Origin of the sequence: Noviherbaspirillum aerium (assembly GCF_008929045.1) — a bacterium.
Taxonomy (GTDB): Bacteria; Pseudomonadota; Gammaproteobacteria; order Burkholderiales; family Burkholderiaceae_D; genus Noviherbaspirillum; species Noviherbaspirillum aerium.
This window is the reverse complement of sequence record NZ_VFAH01000013.1, coordinates 133,150-149,957: the sequence shown is the minus strand read 5'-3', so window position 1 is coordinate 149,957 and position 16,808 is coordinate 133,150. Positions and strand designations below refer to the sequence as shown.

General features: G+C 58.3%; 17 protein-coding genes and 1 riboswitch. Of the genes, 13 read left to right on the top strand and 4 right to left on the bottom strand.

All coding sequences use genetic code 11. From position 1 onward, the window contains the following. Positions 1 to 5: 5 nt before the first annotated feature. From FH061_RS18655 to FH061_RS18640, 4 genes are all read right to left on the bottom strand, one after another. Entirely contained in the window at positions 6 to 446 is a 441-nt protein-coding gene (locus FH061_RS18655) for an ExbD/TolR family protein (protein ID WP_151637341.1), read from the bottom strand. Beyond that, the gene (tolQ, locus tag FH061_RS18650; RefSeq protein WP_151637340.1) at positions 446 to 1,147 is read right to left on the bottom strand and encodes a protein TolQ; all 702 of its coding nucleotides are present in this window, start codon (positions 1,145 to 1,147) and stop codon (positions 446 to 448) included. Before tolQ ends, FH061_RS18655 begins: the two co-directional genes overlap by 1 nt. Before the next feature lie 88 nt (positions 1,148 to 1,235). Next, on the bottom strand, positions 1,236 to 1,652 hold the full coding sequence (ybgC, locus tag FH061_RS18645) for a tol-pal system-associated acyl-CoA thioesterase (protein WP_151637339.1): 417 nt from the start codon (positions 1,650 to 1,652) through the stop codon (positions 1,236 to 1,238). Positions 1,653 to 1,710: 58 nt separating this feature from the next. Then, entirely contained in the window at positions 1,711 to 2,457 is a 747-nt protein-coding gene (locus FH061_RS18640) for an SDR family NAD(P)-dependent oxidoreductase (RefSeq protein ID WP_151637338.1), read from the bottom strand. 168 nt (positions 2,458 to 2,625) lie between these two features. Continuing rightward, a riboswitch (ZMP/ZTP riboswitch) is annotated at positions 2,626 to 2,745 on the top strand. Between the two features lie 94 nt (positions 2,746 to 2,839). Here FH061_RS18640 and glyA point away from each other — a divergent pair. The 13 genes from glyA to nusB all read left to right on the top strand — a co-directional run bounded on the left by glyA (position 2,840) and on the right by nusB (position 16,722). Further along, on the top strand, positions 2,840 to 4,084 hold the full coding sequence (gene glyA, locus FH061_RS18635; RefSeq protein ID WP_151637337.1) for a serine hydroxymethyltransferase: 1,245 nt from the start codon (positions 2,840 to 2,842) through the stop codon (positions 4,082 to 4,084). A 205-nt stretch (positions 4,085 to 4,289) separates the two neighbouring features. Beyond that, on the top strand, positions 4,290 to 4,754 hold the full coding sequence (nrdR, locus tag FH061_RS18630; RefSeq protein ID WP_151637336.1) for a transcriptional regulator NrdR: 465 nt from the start codon (positions 4,290 to 4,292) through the stop codon (positions 4,752 to 4,754). A 332-nt stretch (positions 4,755 to 5,086) separates the two neighbouring features. After that, the gene (gene pilV / locus FH061_RS18625; RefSeq protein WP_151637335.1) at positions 5,087 to 5,659 is read left to right on the top strand and encodes a type IV pilus modification protein PilV; all 573 of its coding nucleotides are present in this window, start codon (positions 5,087 to 5,089) and stop codon (positions 5,657 to 5,659) included. After that, positions 5,656 to 6,639 carry a PilW family protein gene (locus tag FH061_RS18620; RefSeq protein ID WP_151637334.1) on the top strand — a complete coding sequence of 328 codons (984 nt, stop codon included), beginning with the start codon at positions 5,656 to 5,658 and terminating at the stop codon, positions 6,637 to 6,639. Before pilV ends, FH061_RS18620 begins: the two co-directional genes overlap by 4 nt. A 257-nt stretch (positions 6,640 to 6,896) precedes the next feature. After that, positions 6,897 to 7,472 (top strand): pilus assembly PilX family protein, encoded by a 576-nt coding sequence (locus FH061_RS18615; RefSeq protein ID WP_151637369.1) that lies wholly within the window; start codon positions 6,897 to 6,899, stop codon positions 7,470 to 7,472. Position 7,473: 1 nt separating this feature from the next. Further along, positions 7,474 to 11,475, top strand: a complete 4,002-nt coding sequence (locus FH061_RS18610; RefSeq protein ID WP_151637333.1) for a pilus assembly protein — start codon at positions 7,474 to 7,476, stop codon at positions 11,473 to 11,475. After that, positions 11,456 to 11,914, top strand: a complete 459-nt coding sequence (locus tag FH061_RS18605; protein WP_318841029.1) for a type IV pilin protein — start codon at positions 11,456 to 11,458, stop codon at positions 11,912 to 11,914. The genes FH061_RS18610 and FH061_RS18605 overlap by 20 nt, the downstream gene beginning before the upstream one ends. A 4-nt stretch (positions 11,915 to 11,918) precedes the next feature. Then, a complete protein-coding gene (locus tag FH061_RS18600) occupies positions 11,919 to 12,467 on the top strand; it encodes a GspH/FimT family pseudopilin (protein WP_225984725.1) in 549 nt (182 codons plus the stop codon). A gap of 191 nt (positions 12,468 to 12,658) precedes the next feature. Next, on the top strand, positions 12,659 to 13,723 hold the full coding sequence (gene ribD, locus FH061_RS18595) for a bifunctional diaminohydroxyphosphoribosylaminopyrimidine deaminase/5-amino-6-(5-phosphoribosylamino)uracil reductase RibD (protein WP_192805134.1): 1,065 nt from the start codon (positions 12,659 to 12,661) through the stop codon (positions 13,721 to 13,723). A 23-nt stretch (positions 13,724 to 13,746) separates the two neighbouring features. Continuing rightward, a complete protein-coding gene (locus FH061_RS18590) occupies positions 13,747 to 14,361 on the top strand; it encodes a riboflavin synthase (protein WP_151637330.1) in 615 nt (204 codons plus the stop codon). A 121-nt stretch (positions 14,362 to 14,482) separates the two neighbouring features. Then, on the top strand, positions 14,483 to 15,604 hold the full coding sequence (ribBA, locus tag FH061_RS18585) for a bifunctional 3,4-dihydroxy-2-butanone-4-phosphate synthase/GTP cyclohydrolase II (RefSeq protein WP_151637329.1): 1,122 nt from the start codon (positions 14,483 to 14,485) through the stop codon (positions 15,602 to 15,604). Between the two features lie 158 nt (positions 15,605 to 15,762). Beyond that, positions 15,763 to 16,248 (top strand): 6,7-dimethyl-8-ribityllumazine synthase, encoded by a 486-nt coding sequence (ribH, locus tag FH061_RS18580; RefSeq protein WP_151637328.1) that lies wholly within the window; start codon positions 15,763 to 15,765, stop codon positions 16,246 to 16,248. Between the two features lie 3 nt (positions 16,249 to 16,251). Beyond that, on the top strand, positions 16,252 to 16,722 hold the full coding sequence (nusB, locus tag FH061_RS18575; RefSeq protein WP_151637327.1) for a transcription antitermination factor NusB: 471 nt from the start codon (positions 16,252 to 16,254) through the stop codon (positions 16,720 to 16,722). The last annotated feature ends 86 nt before the right edge of the window (positions 16,723 to 16,808 follow it).

Below are 16,808 nucleotides of genomic sequence, written 5' to 3'. Positions count from 1 at the left end.
GGCACTCATTGCTTTGTCGCCAACCCCACGCGGTTGATGCCGAGCTTCTTGGCTTCGGAAATGACCTGGATGACTTCGTCGTACTTGATTTCCTTGTCGGCCGAAATCATGACTGGCAGTTCCGGATCCGCTTCATGCAGTGCGCGCAGTTTCTGCATCAAGGCGCTGCGGCCTCCCACTTTTTGCGCCTCGCCGCTGCCGTCCTTCTTGCCGCTGACGCCGATGGTGGCGCTGGTATCGGGCTTGAGCGAAATCTGGATGTACTCGGTCGGCGGCAGCGCCGATTTGGCCGCCGTCGGCAGGTTGATCACGCCGGGGTTCGTCAATGGCGCCGCCACCATGAAGATGATCAGCAGGACCAGCATCACGTCGATATAAGGAACGACGTTGATCTCGGACTTGAACTTGCGGCTGCGGCCGCCGCGCATAGAACTGTTGCCTGCCATTAGCGGACCTGACGTTGCAAGATATTGGAGAACTCTTCGATGAAGCTTTCGAAGCGGATCGCGAGACGATCGATGTCATGCGAGTAGCGATTGTACGCAACCACCGCCGGGATGGCGGCGAAAAGACCGATGGCGGTGGCTACCAGCGCTTCGGCAATGCCCGGCGCGACCGATGCCAGGGTCGCCTGCTGCACATTGGCCAGTCCGCGGAAGGCATTCATGATGCCCCAGACAGTACCGAACAGGCCGACATAAGGTGACACGGAACCGACCGAGGCAAGAAAGGCGAGATGGGATTCCAGCGCATCCATTTCACGCTGATAGGCTGCGCGCATGGCGCGGCGCGCGCCGTCGATCATCGCGCTTTGATCCACTTGTCCCTTGCCTGCGAAGATGGCCTTGCCCTTGATGAATTCACCCATTCCGGACTCGAAAATGCGTTCGAGCGCGCCGGTGTGATTGCCGCTCCGGCGACGGTTGGAGGTTGCTTCCTCGTAGAGCGCATTCAGGTTGCCTCCGGACCAGAACGCGCGCTCGAATTCCTCGGTCTGCGTCTGCGCGCTGCGGATGGCGAACATCTTGCGGAAAATATAAGTCCAGCTCATGATCGAAACCAGCAGAAGCAAGGCCATGACCAGTTGCACAAGCAGCGAGGCATTGCTGATCAGCGAGATAAACGAAAGATCTTGTGTGACGCTCATGTTTTATTAATGTAGTTGCAAGTGATGGCCGCATACCGCCAACGCACCCGACTGCATGGGTAACATGGCGCTTTGCAGGAAATTCAAGCTATGCCGCTCTGATGCGGTCTAATACGTTGTCCGGTATCGGACTCGGGCGGAAGGTTTCAGTATGGACGCAGCCGACGCGGATTCTTCCGCTGGTCAGCAATGTTTTTTCTGCTCCCTGTTCGCGCCAGGCTTCCTGAACGAACTCCACCGAAGCGCGACCGAGCTTTTGGACAACGACGGTAAGTTTCAGTTCATCATCTAATTTCGCGGGAGCATGATAATCCACGGACGTACTTTTGACGACGAACATGACGCGATGCGATTCCGCCAACAACTGCTGCCCGATGCCATGTGCCCGCAGCCATTCCGTGCGGGCACGCTCGAAGAACTTCAGGTAATTGGCATAAAAGACCACGCCGCCGGTATCGGTGTCTTCATAATAAACACGCACGTTCCAGCTGAACTCGTTATTCATGGCGCGGGCGCGGGTCGAACTGTCTTGATATTGGCAAGCATGAAAAAGCCGTTTCTTCCTAGACGTTGCGCTTGATGTTGAAAGGCGAGAAACCCTGGCAGGTCGGCATCATCTCGATATAGTTGATATTCACGTGCGGTGGCAGGGTGGCGATCCAGTAGGCGGACTCCGCGATGTCGCGCGCAGTCAGGGGTACGGTGCCTTCATAGACCTTGGCCGCGGCGGCATCATCCTTGAGCCGCACGTTGGAAAATTCGGTGCCGCCGCACAGGCCGGGCGCAATATTGGTTGCGCGTACGCCGGTGCCGACCAGATCGGCGCGAAGGTTCAGTGTGAACTGGTCGACAAAGGCCTTGGTGGCGCCGTACACATTGCCCCCGGGGTAGGGATAGGCACCCGCGGTCGAGCCGATATTGATGATCGTCCCGCGACCCCTTGCCACCATGCCGGGCAGGATGGCATGGGTCATGGTCACCAGTCCCTTGCAATTGGTGTCGATCATGGTTTCCCACTCGTCCAGCGAGGATCTCTGCGCGGGCTCGATGCCCAATGCCAGGCCGGCGTTGTTGATCAGTACATCAATCTCGCTCCACTCGGCCGGCAGGCCTGCGAGCGCAGCCGCGATCGATTGCTTGTCGCGGACATCCATTTCCACCGGAAGAAGCGATGTGCTCAATTCGGCAGCCAGCTTGTCCAGCCTGTCCTTGCGCCGGCCGGTCGCAATAACCTTGTGCCCATTCTGAGCAAACGTGCGCGCCATTTCCTCGCCAAAACCGGAACTTGCACCTGTAATCAGGACGATCATTGCGATTTCCTTTCGTACATGAATTTGAATTGGGCAAAATTGTAGCCGAAAGGCGTTATGTTGATCCGAAATGCGGCCTGATCCGGTTTGTTCAGCCTGGGCCGGACGTCAAAGGGCTTCTAGCTCTTCTTGCTCAATTGTTTGTCCTACCTTACAATCTAGGTCCATTTCGTCCCACGTAACTGGCGAATGCCGGATTCCTGTCCGGCGACAAGGTGGACATCCACCGGGGAACGTGGGATACGAGAGCCGCCATGCGCTCTCACGCCGTTCGCCTGGGCAGCCCAAATGGAATGCACGACTGAGGCTGCCTGTCCGTTTCCATCGGCCCTCATTCGATTTCGGCAAACCCACTTTGCATCCCTAATCGATTGGAGTTTTCATGTTCACAAAAGACCATACCATCGCTAATGTCGATCCCGAGCTTTGGAGCGCCATCCAGCAGGAGAATACCCGTCAGCAGGACCACATCGAGCTGATCGCATCCGAGAACTATACGTCGCCGGCCGTCATGGAAGCGCAAGGCTCCCAGCTGACCAACAAATATGCGGAGGGCTATCCGGGCAAGCGTTACTACGGCGGATGCGAATTCGTGGATATCGCCGAGACGCTGGCAATCAACCGCCTGAAGGAACTGTTCGGCGCGGAAGCGGCCAACGTGCAGCCCAATTCCGGCTCGCAGGCCAACCAGGGTGTTTTCTTCGCCATGCTCAAGCCGGGCGATACCATCATGGGCATGTCGCTCGCGGAAGGCGGTCACCTCACGCATGGCATGGCACTGAACATGTCGGGCAAATGGTTCAACGTCATCTCCTACGGCCTCGATGAAAAAGAGGAAATCGACTATGAAGCAATGGAGCGTCTTGCACGCGAAAAGCGTCCGAAGATGATCATCGCCGGCGCCTCGGCGTATGCGCTGCGCATCGACTTCGAGCGCTTTGCGAAGATTGCCAAGGAGGTCGGCGCCTACTTCATGGTCGATATGGCGCACTATGCCGGATTGATCGCCGCCGGCGTGTATCCCAATCCCGTGCCGCATGCGGACTTCGTCACCTCCACCACGCACAAGTCGTTGCGCGGTCCTCGCGGCGGCGTGATCCTGATGAAGGCCGAGCATGAGAAGGCGATCAACTCCGCCATCTTCCCGGGTATCCAGGGCGGCCCCCTGATGCATGTCATCGCCGGCAAGGCAGTCGCATTCAAGGAAGCCCTGTCGCCCGAATTCAAGGCCTATCAGCAGCAGGTCGTCAAGAACGCGGACGCGCTGGCCAAGGCGCTGATCGAACGCGGCCTGCGCATCGTTTCCGGTCGTACCGAATCGCATGTCATGCTGGTTGATCTGCGCGCGAAGAAAATTACCGGCAAGGAAGCGGAGGCCATTCTCGGATCCGCCCATATGACCTGCAACAAGAACGCCATTCCGAACGATCCGGAAAAGCCGTTCGTCACATCCGGTATTCGCCTCGGCAGCCCGGCAATGACCACACGCGGTTTCAAGGAAGCGGAAGCCACCAAAGTCGGCCATCTGATTGCGGATGTTCTCGACAATCCCCATGACGCGGCAACCATCGAGCGCGTCAAGGCGGAAGTCAAGAAATTGACGGAAGCCTTCCCGGTCTACGGCTGATTCGTCGCGACGGCAGACAAGCCTGTGCGCGTCTCTCTCGAGTACACATGCGCAGCCGGTTCGGGTTCATCCTGCCGGCTGTGCATTGTGTCGGGGCAAAGGGCTTGTCGAGCGTGACCGATTTTCTTTTTCGGATTGTTCTATGCGATACTGGCAACCATGCCAATGATCGTCCGCCGTTGCCGGACTTGTAGCCTTTAATGCTATGAAATGCCCTTTCTGCCACCACGAAGATACCCAGGTTATCGACACGCGTGCGTCGGATGAGGGCGATGCAATCCGCCGCCGCCGCCGCTGCGCGCATTGCGACAAGCGTTTTACCACCTATGAGCGTATCGAACTGCTCATGCCGGTCATCGTCAAGAAAAATGGCAGCCGCACCGATTTCGATCCCGCAAAGCTGCGCGCCAGCCTGATGCTTGCCTTGCGCAAGCGCCCCGTTTCCGCGGAAGCGGTGGACGCAGCCATTCATCGCATTGAAGAGAAACTGCTCTCCAGCGGGTCCCGCGAGGTCCTCAGCGGCCACATCGGCGAACTCGTCATGCGAGAGCTAAAGCGTCTGGACAAGATCGCTTACATCCGCTTTGCGTCCGTGTACAAGAGTTTCGAAGACGTCGCCGAATTCCAGGATGCCATCGCCGAAGTCGGCCCCGAGCGCAAGAATCCCTAGAGTGGATCGCAGGTAAATGGTCAATCGCCTCGACTAGTCCCGGGCACATGGCGGCGTCGCTCGTCGCTTGTGTGGCCCGCCGCACAGCACTCCTCCCGCCTTGCCCTGCATCCTAGGGCAAACCGATTCTTCCATGCACCCACCTGCATTTCGCCCTAAGTAGTTTCAGCTTGCACAAGTTTCGACCGGCATACTTGCTTCGGTCGCGGACGCCATGCCGCATTCTGTGATGCGGTTTCCGTACAACATTTACAGCCCTTAAAGTTGCAATAGTAATAATTATAAAATATATAATGTTGCCTATCTGATAAATTCGCTGATAGGAGTTGTGCATGCCTGATACCGCAGCCAAGGGGTTTTCCTTGATCGAGGTATTGGTCGCCATTTTCGTTCTCGCACTTGGTGTCATTGGTGCGGCCGGCATGCAGCTCGCCGCATTGCGCTCGACCACCCAGTCCGCTTTTCAGTCCGTGGCGGTACAGCTTGCCGGTGAACTTGCAGACAAGATGCGCGCAAATGCTGCAAGCGCGAAACTCAAGACTGCCGACAACCTTTATCTCGGCATTGATTTTCAAAACGTCTCGGAGTCTGATTCTTCCCTCTCGAAATTCTGCTACGCGGATACATGCAACAGCCAGGAGTTGGCCCAGTTCGACATTCACCTCTGGCAACGCAAGCTTGCCGCGGTGCTGCCTGGTGCGAGGGCGCTCGTCTGCCGGGATGCCGAGCCATGGAGTGCGTCCGCGCAGGCATTCACATGGGACTGTGACAGCAGGGGCGGTACGTCTTCGCTGGTCATCAAGATCGGCTGGCAGGGGAAGAATATGGACGGCACTCTGATCCGGGATGATGCAAAACGATCTCCCCCTGGTGTGGCCCTTGTCGTGGAACCGACCGCGCCATGAACCCCGATTCAGCGTTGTGTACTTTGCGCCCCTTGTGCCTGCGGGCGTCATCCAAATACCGGCTTGCCGTCAGCCAGCGGGGAGTCACCCTGATCGAGCTGATGATCTCGCTCGCGCTTGGCTTGCTCATCGTTCTCGCCTCCACCTCGCTGTTCCTGTCGACAAAGAATGCCTATACGGCAGCTGATGATGCCACCCACGTTGATGACACGGGCCGCTTTGCCCTGGAAATTGTTTCCCGGTCGGTAAGGCAGGCTGCCTATGTGAACTGGGATCGCAACGATGCGCCGGCAGTCGTCATGCCAGGAATGAGTCCCAGCATTGAAGGTCTCGATGCGCATAGCCTGAAAGCAAGCACCGGCGGCATGACATCGCCCCAGGCGCAGGCGGTCAATGGCAGCGACGTGCTGTCCGTCCAGTTTTTCGGTGCGGCGGATGGAACCATGTTGAACTGCGCCGGCTTTCCAATCGCTCAGGGACAGCGTGGCGCAAGCGTTTTCTATGTCGGCACCGATGCGACCGGCGAGCCTCAGCTTTACTGCAAATATCCTGGAGAGACAAGTTGGGGAGCAGATGCGGTGGCGCGCGGTGTCGAGGCGTTTCAGATCCTGTATGGCCTTGATACTGATAATGACGGCATGCCGGACCGCTTGCTCAATGCGTCGGCGATCAAGACGCTTGATGACGCAAGCATCGGAACCGCCGAGTCCTCCGCACGCAACGCCAAAACCCATTGGAAGAAGGTCGTCGCGCTGAATATTGCGTTTCTCGTCCGTGGATCCGCCAACGCCGGCACGGGCGACGTTGCGGCCGCCGATGCGTATGACTTGTTCGGCAAGGAGTATTCGGAGCAGCACGGCGCGGATGATCAGGGGGTGCGTTTGCGCAAGGAAGACTTGCCGGCTTCGGCCAGGAACCGTTACCGAAAGGTCTTCTCGACCACGATTCAATTGCGTAATACCGTAGACGGAGCTGACTGATGCACGTCTGCAAGTGGCATAGGGCTTGTTCGGCAAGCGCCGCCAGCGGTTCGGCGTTGAGCGCAAAGGCGCGTGCATGCGGCGGGACGAGGAGCGACGTGGCTGCAGATTCCGGGTATCCGGACTGCCCAGGTTACCTGGACTGCGAAGCGGCGTGTCGAACACATTGCGGTGTCTTTCCGTTCTCCTTGGACCGATGTCCGGCGACGAAAGCCGGAAGCACCAGGCGCCGCCTACACGGGCAGAGACAAGCGGGCATGTCGCTTGTCGTCTCCCTGCTTATGCTCATTGTCATTCTTCTGCTTGGCACATCGGCCGCGCAAATTGCCTTGCAGGCGGAGAAAAGCTCCAGGAATGATCGTGACCGCCAGGTCGCGTTTCAAGCAGCGGAAGCCGCATTGATGGATGCGGAGATGGATATCGAACACTCTCCGGATCCCGCCCGGTCGCGCAGCGACATCTTCAGTTCCGAAGACATGCAGAGCTTTCCGGAGTCGGGCTGCAACGCCGGTATATCCAGCGTCAAGCTGGGTCTGTGCGCTCCCTCCCGTCCGGATGCAAAGCCGGCCTGGGCCGAGGTTGACTTCCTGGATAAATCCGCAAACGCGAGCACGGTCCCCTACGGCCAATTTACGGGCGCCTCCTTTCAAACCGGAGCCGGCCCGCTCCCAGACAGGTCGCCGAGATACATCATCGAACCCATGATGTTCAACTACAAGGGACATAGCGCCGAGAAGCCATCCGTGTTCTACCGGATTACTGCCATTGGCTTCGGCATGCGCGAAGAAACACAGGTGGTGCTGCAGACGTATTATCGAAAAGGAGCGAAATAACATGCGGTCCAAACGACATTCGGCGATGACTCCGGTGCTCGCCATGCTCCTTGCAAGCAGTCATGTGCATGGCATTGCTGCAAGTCCTCCGGTCAACATTGCCGATGTCCCGCTGTTCGACGGGCGCATGAACGTGCATTCCAATCTGCTGCTAAGTCTTTCGGTGGAATTTCCGACGGTCGGCGTCGCGTACCGTGGCGATGGCGGAACCTATAACCGGACAGTCGAATATGTCGGCTACTTCAACTCCGCAAAATGCTATCGATACAATGGTAGCGAGCGCAATCCGGGCAACGATCCGGATGCATTCCATGCGGGTCTTTATTTTCAAATCGAAAAGGACGCCGACGCGCTGCGCGAATGTGACGGCACCACCTTCAGCGGCAACTTCATGAACTGGGCGGCGTCCTCCGCCATCGACATGCTTCGCCTGTCACTTACCGGCGGTGATCGCATACTGGACAAGCCGGGCGAAACAATTCTCCAGCGCGCGGTATTGTCGGATACCCCGGATGCCAACTTCTACGCCCATGCGACCTACTTTCCGCGGCGGGAAGTGCGGGAGGGCGGCAATGTCAGCGCACCCAATCGCGTCACGCCATTCAATGTCAAGAAGCTGTATGTCGTGTCATGCAGGAACAGGATTCTGTTCAGCGACGTGAGCAGCGGTTCGATAAGCGGCAGCGAGGCAAGTCAGTATTGCACCTCCCAATGGAATGGCAGCGGCAAGATGCCGGTGCATGCCACCGATAAAAAACTTGGCGACTATCTTGTTCGGGTCGCCGTCTGCGATGCGAACGAAGGACCGGTTCGCAAGGAACTTTGCCTGAAATACGGCAACGGCTACAAACCGGTCGGGCAGATTCAGCGCAACGCCGACCGGCTCAGAATCGGCGCAATGGGATACCTGCTTGACGACGCCGCGCAGCGTTACGGGGGCGTACTGCGCGCGCCCATCAGATATGTCGGAGCAAGGCAGCGCAAGCCGCCGTCATTTGCGGAGGCGGCCAACGAGCGTCCGGAATGGGATGAGGCGACTGGCGTCTTCCATCACAACCCGGAAAATTCAGTCACGACAGGCGGGGCTCCCAACAGTGGGGTTGTGAATTACCTGAACAAGTTCGGAAGGAAGGGACGATACAAACAATACGATCCTGTCGGCGAACTGTTTTACGAAGGCATTCGCTATTTTCAGGGCAAGGCACCGACCGAGGCGGCGATCAGCGGTGCGACGGAAAGTATGAAAGACGGATTTCCCTTGTTCGGGAAATGGGAAGATCCTGTCGTCGCATCATGCCAGCGCAATTACATTCTGAGCATTGCCGATGTCAACACCCATTGGGACCGCCATGTGCCGGGAAATACCCGAACCAAATTCGGACCGGCCGGAAATCAGGCCGATGCGTATGACGCCGCTCGTCCGGCTGATACGGAGGTCGCCGGCAAGACGCCTGCATTCGACGTCACCACCTGGACGAGATTGATTGGCGACATGGAGACGGACGTATCGGGAAGCTTCGGCAACCCGGCGAAGAACGGCAATCTTGCCGGACTGGATACACGTGATTCCGGCGCTTCCGGGCATGGCACATACTACATGGCAGGCTTGGCATACTGGGCCAATACCAGCGACATCCGCCTGGACAAGCCGGTCAGGGTGAAAACCTTTGCCATTGACGTTGATGAGGGCGGCAATGGTCTGATCGATGGAAGCAACCGCATCCTGAAGCCGAGGGACAGCCAGCTCTATCTGGCCGCCAAATACGGCGGCTTCGATGCAAGGACTTCACAGAACAATCCTTTCATCAGCTTGTCCCCAACGGGCACGCCGGTAGCTGGCAGCTATGCCGAATGGAGTGATGGAACAGGGCCATCCGCCATTCCGCGCAATTACTTTCTTGCCGGCCAGCCGGCAGAGATGATGAAATCCATCGGCAAGGTCTTCGCATCGATTGCGGATGGCAGCGGGACGATTGCAGGCGTCTCCGCGTCCACCACAAAGATTTCCAGCGACGGGGCCTTTGTGTACCAGCCGGGTTTCGAATCCGACAGCTGGGGCGGCAGCCTGAAGAAACTGAAGATCACGCTCGACGCCGAGGAAAACGTCAATATCGCGAAATCACCGGAATGGGATGCCGGCCAGATACTGACCGGCACGGATCAACATGGACCGAAGCCCGCACATGCCGACCGGCGCATATTTACCAGTCAGTTCGGCCCCAATGGCGCCATGTCAACAGTCGAATTCAAATGGGACCTGCTGAATGCGACGCAGCAGGCGCTGCTCGATGTATCGCCGGTCGATGGAAAACAGGATGGCAAGGGAGCCGCAAGGGTCAACTACCTGCGAGGGGACCGGACACGGGAATCCGATCGGCCGGATGGCTTCTTCCGCACCCGCAGAAGAGTGCTTGGAGACATCCTGAACAGCAATCCGGTCTTCGTCGGAGCGCCATCGCCATCACATTACGGAAATGGCTACGAGGCGTTTGCAAAGAATCATCAGCAACGTGCGAAGGCTGTCTATGTCGGCGCAAACGACGGCATGCTGCATGCCTTCGCAGCAAGCGACGGCACGGAATTATTTGCCTTCGTGCCGAATGCCATCCTGATGCATCTGAACCGCCTTGCATCTCCCGATTACAAGCATCGGCCCTATGTCGACGGCGGCATCACGGTAGCCGAGGCGCAACTAGGCGGTTCCTGGAAGACCGTGCTGGCGAGCGGCATGGGCGGAGGTGCGCAGGGCATCTTTGCGCTCGATGTAACCGACCCTGCCAATTTCGCAGCCGGCGGCAAAGCCTTGCTGGAATTTTCCGATGCGGACGATCCGGACATGGGCAACATTCTGGGAGCGCCGGTGATCGCGAAGTTCAACACGGGAATGCAGTCCGGTTCGCCGCAGTTCAAGTATTTCGTCGTGGTTTCCAGCGGCGTCAACAATTACCGGGAGGACGGCGCCAACCGCTTCAATACCGATGGCGCGAATGCCTTGTTTCTGCTTTCGCTTGATAAACCGGCGTCGGCCAAGTGGCAATCCGGCATCAATTATTTCAAGTTCCGCATGCCAAGCAAGGCACCGTCACTGCAGAACGGCCTTTCCACCCCGGCTCTCGTGACGGGTACCGACGGCTCCGTACGTTATGCCTATGCCGGCGACTTGCAGGGCAACCTGTGGCGCTTCAACTTCACCGGCGCTGCGCCGTGGGGCGATGCGCTTTCCGGCGGAGAGCCGATATTCAGTGCGACGGATGAGGCGGGAGTGCCGCAGCCGATCACAGTTCAGCCCCGCGTCGTCTTCGCGCCAGGCGGCGGTTTCATTGTCCTGTTCGGCACGGGAAAATTCATGGAACAGGACGATGCCGTCAGCGGAACATATTCCGTCCAGTCATTCTATGGCGTGCTGGATCCCGGCTCCCCGCAGTCATCGACATTCCGCCGCAACGATCTTTCGGTGCGCACACTGAGCAAGGCGAGTCATGGAGGGTTCAAGATCGCGGGGCCGGAAATCAACTACGGCACCGGAACCGATCAGAAAAAAGGCTGGTATTTCGATTTCGCGGATTCCGACACATCCGGCGAACGCAACATTACCAATCCGCTTGTCATCAACGGCTTTGTTTTCTTCAATACGCTCATTCCCGGCACCGATCCCTGTCAGACCGGCGGTGGCCGCAGTTATGTGCTGGACACGCTTTCAGGGACGGCCGCAGGTGGTGAGACAGGGCGGCTTTCTGCAATAGGCATGCTCAGTCCGCCCGTGCCTTTTGAAACCGGTGTCGAAGTCGGCGATCGCAACCCGGTTGGACGGCGAACCGTGAAGAAGCGATACGGTGTGGTCAATTTCGGCACGGGTGGAACGAGTCCGGGCAGTGGCGGCATGTTCAAGGGTGGTGATGCCGCTGTCGGCGACAAGGTCGATACCTTGCTTCCCGCCGGCCGCTTCAGCTGGAGGGAAATCATCAATTGGGAAGAGGTTCGCAATGCCATGTTCAAGAAATAGACGGAGGTGGCGAGGCATGCGCCCCTGTGGGCGTAGCAGCGGCGGGTTCACATTGATAGAACTACTTGTGGCGGTTGCCATCGTCGGTATCCTGGCGTCGATTGCCTATCCTTCCTATGTCGAATCGGTGCGGCGAGGGAAGCGGGCGGAGGGAACGGCCGCACTGCTGCAGGTCCTGCTGTCGCAGGAGCAGCATTACTCCCGCCAGAACAGCTATATGGCCTATTCGCTTTCCGCACCCAAGGGATTCAAGACGCATTCCGGCGACAGCACCGCCGCCAGCTCCTACGATTTGTCGGCGGATGCATGTGCCGGCGAACTCATCCGGGATTGTGTGACAGTGACTGCCAAACCCAGGTTTGATGATCCGGTGTGCGGTACTCTTGCGCAATCGAGCAATGGGCTGCGCTCTCCTGCAGACCCTGTCTGCTGGAGATAGCACGGTGCCTGCGAAGCATCATGTTCATGACCGGCGCCGCGCCGGCTTTTCCCTGATTGAGCTAATGACTGTGGTATTGATTGCGGCCGTGCTGGCAGGTATGGCGGTTCCGGCATTCGGTCGGCTGATAGACAGCCAGCGTTTGACGAGTACAGTCAATGATTTTCTTGCCTCTATCCAGCTCGCACGTGCCGAAGCGATCAAGCGCGGCCATCGGGTCGATCTCGTGCCGGCAGGGGCAGGCTGGACCGACGGCTGGATGGTTCTGGTCGACGAAAACGGCAATCAGGCGCCTGATGCCGGCGATACGATCATTCATCGACGTCCGCCGGTTACCAAAGGAATATCAGTCACATCCAAGCTTACCGATAACTCTCAGCCCTACCTGGCCTATAACGGTACCGGACGAACACGGACAAATGTCGCAGGCGGCCAGCAGCCGCAATTCGGTTCTATCCTGTTTGAACTGGGCGACGAGAAGCGGAAAATCATTCTGAATTCGCTAGGGCGCCCGCGTGTTTGCAAGCCCAAGGATGGGGAAACCAGCTGCTGATGCTGTTTGGCGGGCCGTGTCAGGATGATGCCGAAGAGCATCCAGGTGGCAGCCAGGTCAATGCGTACACAAGATAAAATGCCGGAAACGCGGATGCGGGTCAGCTTACCTTTTGTCCGCCTGGCAGCTAATCTCAATAGCAAATACCTTTGGAAAAGATTTTCGTGGAAATAGTCAACGACACGCAAGGCATGGCGCTGGCACTGGAATGGGCGGCAAAGTCGATGTTCATCACGACGCCCAACCCGCGTGTCGGCTGTGTCATTGTCAAGAACGGGCAAGTCATCGGGGCGGGCGCCACCCAGCCTCCCGGCCAGGCCCATGCGGAAGTGCAGGCGCTGCAGGATGCCGCCCGTCGCGGCGCCGATGTGCGCGGCGCCACTGTCTACGTCACGCTGGAGCCTTGCAGTCATTACGGCCGAACGCCGCCTTGCGCGGACGCGCTCATCAAGGCAGGAGTCGGACGCGTCGTCGCGGCATTGGGAGATCCGAATCCTCTGGTGGGGGGACAAGGCGTCGCCAAGCTTCGCGCCGCCGGCATTGACGTCGTGACGGATGTCGGTGCGGAAGCGGCGCGCGAAATGAATATCGGCTTCCTTTCCCGCATGCAGCGCGGACGCCCATGGGTGCGCATGAAGGCGGCCGCCAGCCTGGATGGCAGGACAGCCCTGCACAACGGCCAAAGCCAGTGGATTACCTCTTCCGCGGCGAGAGACGACGGGCACTGGTGGCGCGCCCGTGCCTGCGCCATCCTCACCGGGATTGGCACGGTGCAGGAAGATGATCCCCAACTCAATGTCCGCGCAGTAGAAACTCCGCGGCAACCACAGCGTATCGTCATTGACAGTCGCCTGCAGATCGATCCGTCGGCACGGGTGCTGACCGGTGGCGGAACATGGATTGCTGCGGCCATGCCCAATCCCGGGAAGGAAGCGCAACTACGCGCAGCGGGGGCGGAGATCATCATGCTGCCGAATGCGCATGGCAAAGTCGACTTGCCGGCGCTGATGCAGGAACTCGGCCGGCGCCAGATCAATGAACTTCATGTCGAAGCCGGCTCAAAGCTCAACGGCTCGCTGATCCGGGAGGGGTGTGTCGACGAACTCCTGCTATATCTCGCCCCGTCCATCCTCGGCGATGCGCAAGGCCTGTTCGAACTGCGTGCACTGGATAACCTCGATCAGAAAACGCAGCTTTCCTTCCATGAAATCAAGCAGATCGGAGCCGATTTGCGTATCCTTGCTCGTTTCACTTGAATTCATCTGAACGGATTTCGATCATGTTTACCGGAATTGTCGCTGCTGTCGGAAAGATTTCCTCGATTACTCCGCTGGGCAACCAGCCTGACGCCGGTGTGCGTCTCACCGTTGATGCGGGTGGACTGCCCATGGCCGATGTTGCACTCGGCGACTCCATCGCTTTGAACGGGGCATGCATGACAGTGGTGAGCAAGACCGACAACGGGTTTGCTGTCGACGTTTCCCGTGAAAGCCTCAATCGGACCGCAGGCCTGGACGCAATCGGTGAGGTCAATCTGGAGAAGGCGCTGACGCTGGCCGACCGGCTCGGCGGACACCTTGTATCCGGTCATGTCGATGGCCTCGGAACCGTGTTGCGGTTTCAGCCGGTCGGCGAATCGATGGAACTGGTGGTCGACGCGCCGAAAGACATGGCGAAGTACCTGGCGTACAAGGGCTCCGTTGTCGTCAATGGCGTATCGCTGACAGTCAACCAAGTAAGGGATACGGAAAAGGGATGCGAGTTTTCCATCAACCTGATCCCGCATACCGTGCAAGTCACTACGCTTAAGCATCTGCAGCCCGGAACGCGCGTCAACCTTGAAATTGATCTGATTGCGCGTTATGTCGAACGTATGCTCAGCCTGAAAGAGTAGGAATCGGATTCGGTAAGGGGATGCGCGGAAGAGCCGGCGGCATGGCCGCACTTTGTTTCGAACTTGAAAGTTCAGCCCCATCCAAATCCTTTAAAATAGCGGGCTACATAGGATTTCAGTCATGGCTATTTCAACAACTCAAGAAATCGTTGCCGAGCTGCGCGCCGGCCGCATGGTCATCCTCGTCGACGAGGAAGATCGGGAAAATGAAGGTGATCTCGTACTGGCGGCCGAATTCGTGACGCCGGAGGCAATCAATTTCATGGCGAAATACGGGCGCGGCCTGATCTGCCTGACCCTGACCGAAGAGCGCTGCAACTTGTTGAACCTGCCGATGATGACGACCCGCAACGGTACGTCCTACGGCACCAATTTCACGGTTTCCATTGAAGCTGCGGAAGGCGTGACGACGGGTATATCGGCGGCAGACCGCGCCCGGACGATACAGGTTGCCGTTGCAAAAAATGCCAAGGCGGCCGACATTGTGCAGCCCGGCCATATCTTTCCGCTGAAGGCCCAGAAGGGCGGCGTACTGATGCGTGCCGGCCATACCGAAGCCGGCTGCGACTTTGCGGAACTGGCGGGGCTGACTCCGGCCGCGGTGATTTGCGAAATCATGAAGGATGACGGGACGATGGCACGCTTGCCCGATCTCATCGAGTTCGCAAAGGAACACAATCTGAAGATCGGCACGATTGCCGATCTGATTCATTACCGTAACGAGAACGAAAGCATCATCGAGCGCGTGGCCGAACGCATCATGCACACCGCCCACGGTCCGTTCCGCACCATTGCCTACCGCGACAAGCCGAGCGGCGGCGCGCACCTGGCGCTGGTCCATGGCGATATCTCGCCGGAGCAGGAAACCATGGTGCGGGTACACCAGCCTGTCTCCATCATCGACCTGCTCGAAACCGAGGTAACGACGCACTCCTGGAATGCGGCATCCGCGATGGCTGCGATCAAGGCCGGCGAACGCGGCGCGATGATTTTGCTCAATTGCGAAGAGTCTGCGGAACAGATGTTCGCCCAATTCGAAGCGCTCAACAATCCCGGGTCTGTCCCTCAGCCGCGCGGCTCGCGCCTTGACCTGCGCACCTATGGCATTGGTGCGCAGATATTGAAGGATATCGGCGTCGGCAAGATGAAACTGCTCGCCAGCCCGCGCAAGATGCCCTCGATGACAGGCTTCGGCCTGGAAGTCGTCGGCTATCAGGCCAAGCCCGAAACTGAACATCACTGAGCTGAACAAAACTGAACGGCGGCCCTGGAGCCGCCGGCATCCGACAATCAACAACAACCACGCACCATGCCGCAACGTGCCTTACCAGCTTCAACAGCGACAGTGCATGCGGCATGGTGTCAGTTTCATTAAGCGCAGCTGCGCATGAAGGATTTACCATGACTGTAGGAACATATGCAACGAATCTGAACGGTGAGGGTGTCCGCGTCGGCATTGTGCAGGCCCGTTTCAACGAAGACGTTTGCCATGGCCTGCTGTCTGCCTGCCTGGCAGAACTCAAGCATCTCGGCGTTGCCGATGAGGATGTTTTGCATGTCACCGTACCGGGCGCGCTGGAAATCCCGCTCGCATTGCAAAAGATGGCGGAAACGCAGCAGTTCGATGCGCTGATCGCCATCGGTGCCGTCATCCGCGGTGAAACCTACCACTTCGAACTGGTATCCAACGAATCCGGCGCGGGCATTACCCGTGTCGGTCTGGATTTCGGCATTCCCATCGCCAATGCCGTGCTGACAACGGATACGGACGAACAGGCAGAAGCCCGTATGGCGGAAAAGGGTACCGATGCAGCCCGTGTGGCCATCGAAATGGCCAATTTGTCGATTGCTCTGGATGAACTCGCCGAAGCTACTGAAGAAGAGTAAGCCATGAATCAAAAGAACGTTCACGCCAACCCGAACAAGAATCGGACGCCGCGCCACCGGGCGCGCGAATTCGCATTGCAAGGCCTCTATCAATGGCTGCTCGCAGGTGAAGACGCCGGTGCCATCGATGCGCATATTCGTGAAGCGCATGGTTTTGACAAGGCCGACGCCGAGCACTTCAATACGCTGCTGCATGGCACCATCAAGCGGGCTTCCTCGCTGCGCGCGAACCTGGCGCCGCTGATCGATCGTCCCATCGACCAGTTGTCCCCGGTAGAGCATGCCGCGCTGCTGATCGGCGCCTATGAACTTGAAAACCATATCGAGATTCCGTACAAGGTCGTCATCAATGAAGCTGTCGAACTGACGAAATCCTTCGGCGGCATCGACGGGCACAAGTATGTGAATGGCGTACTCGACAAGTTTGCCGCCAAGGCACGCAATGTCGAGGTCGATGATGCCAAGAAGCGCTGAGCGGCCAAACAGCCTTTCCGATTTATCTCCCGTCCAATAGTCCGCGGCCGGACCTGCTTCAAGCTCCGGCCGAACATCTTGACTTC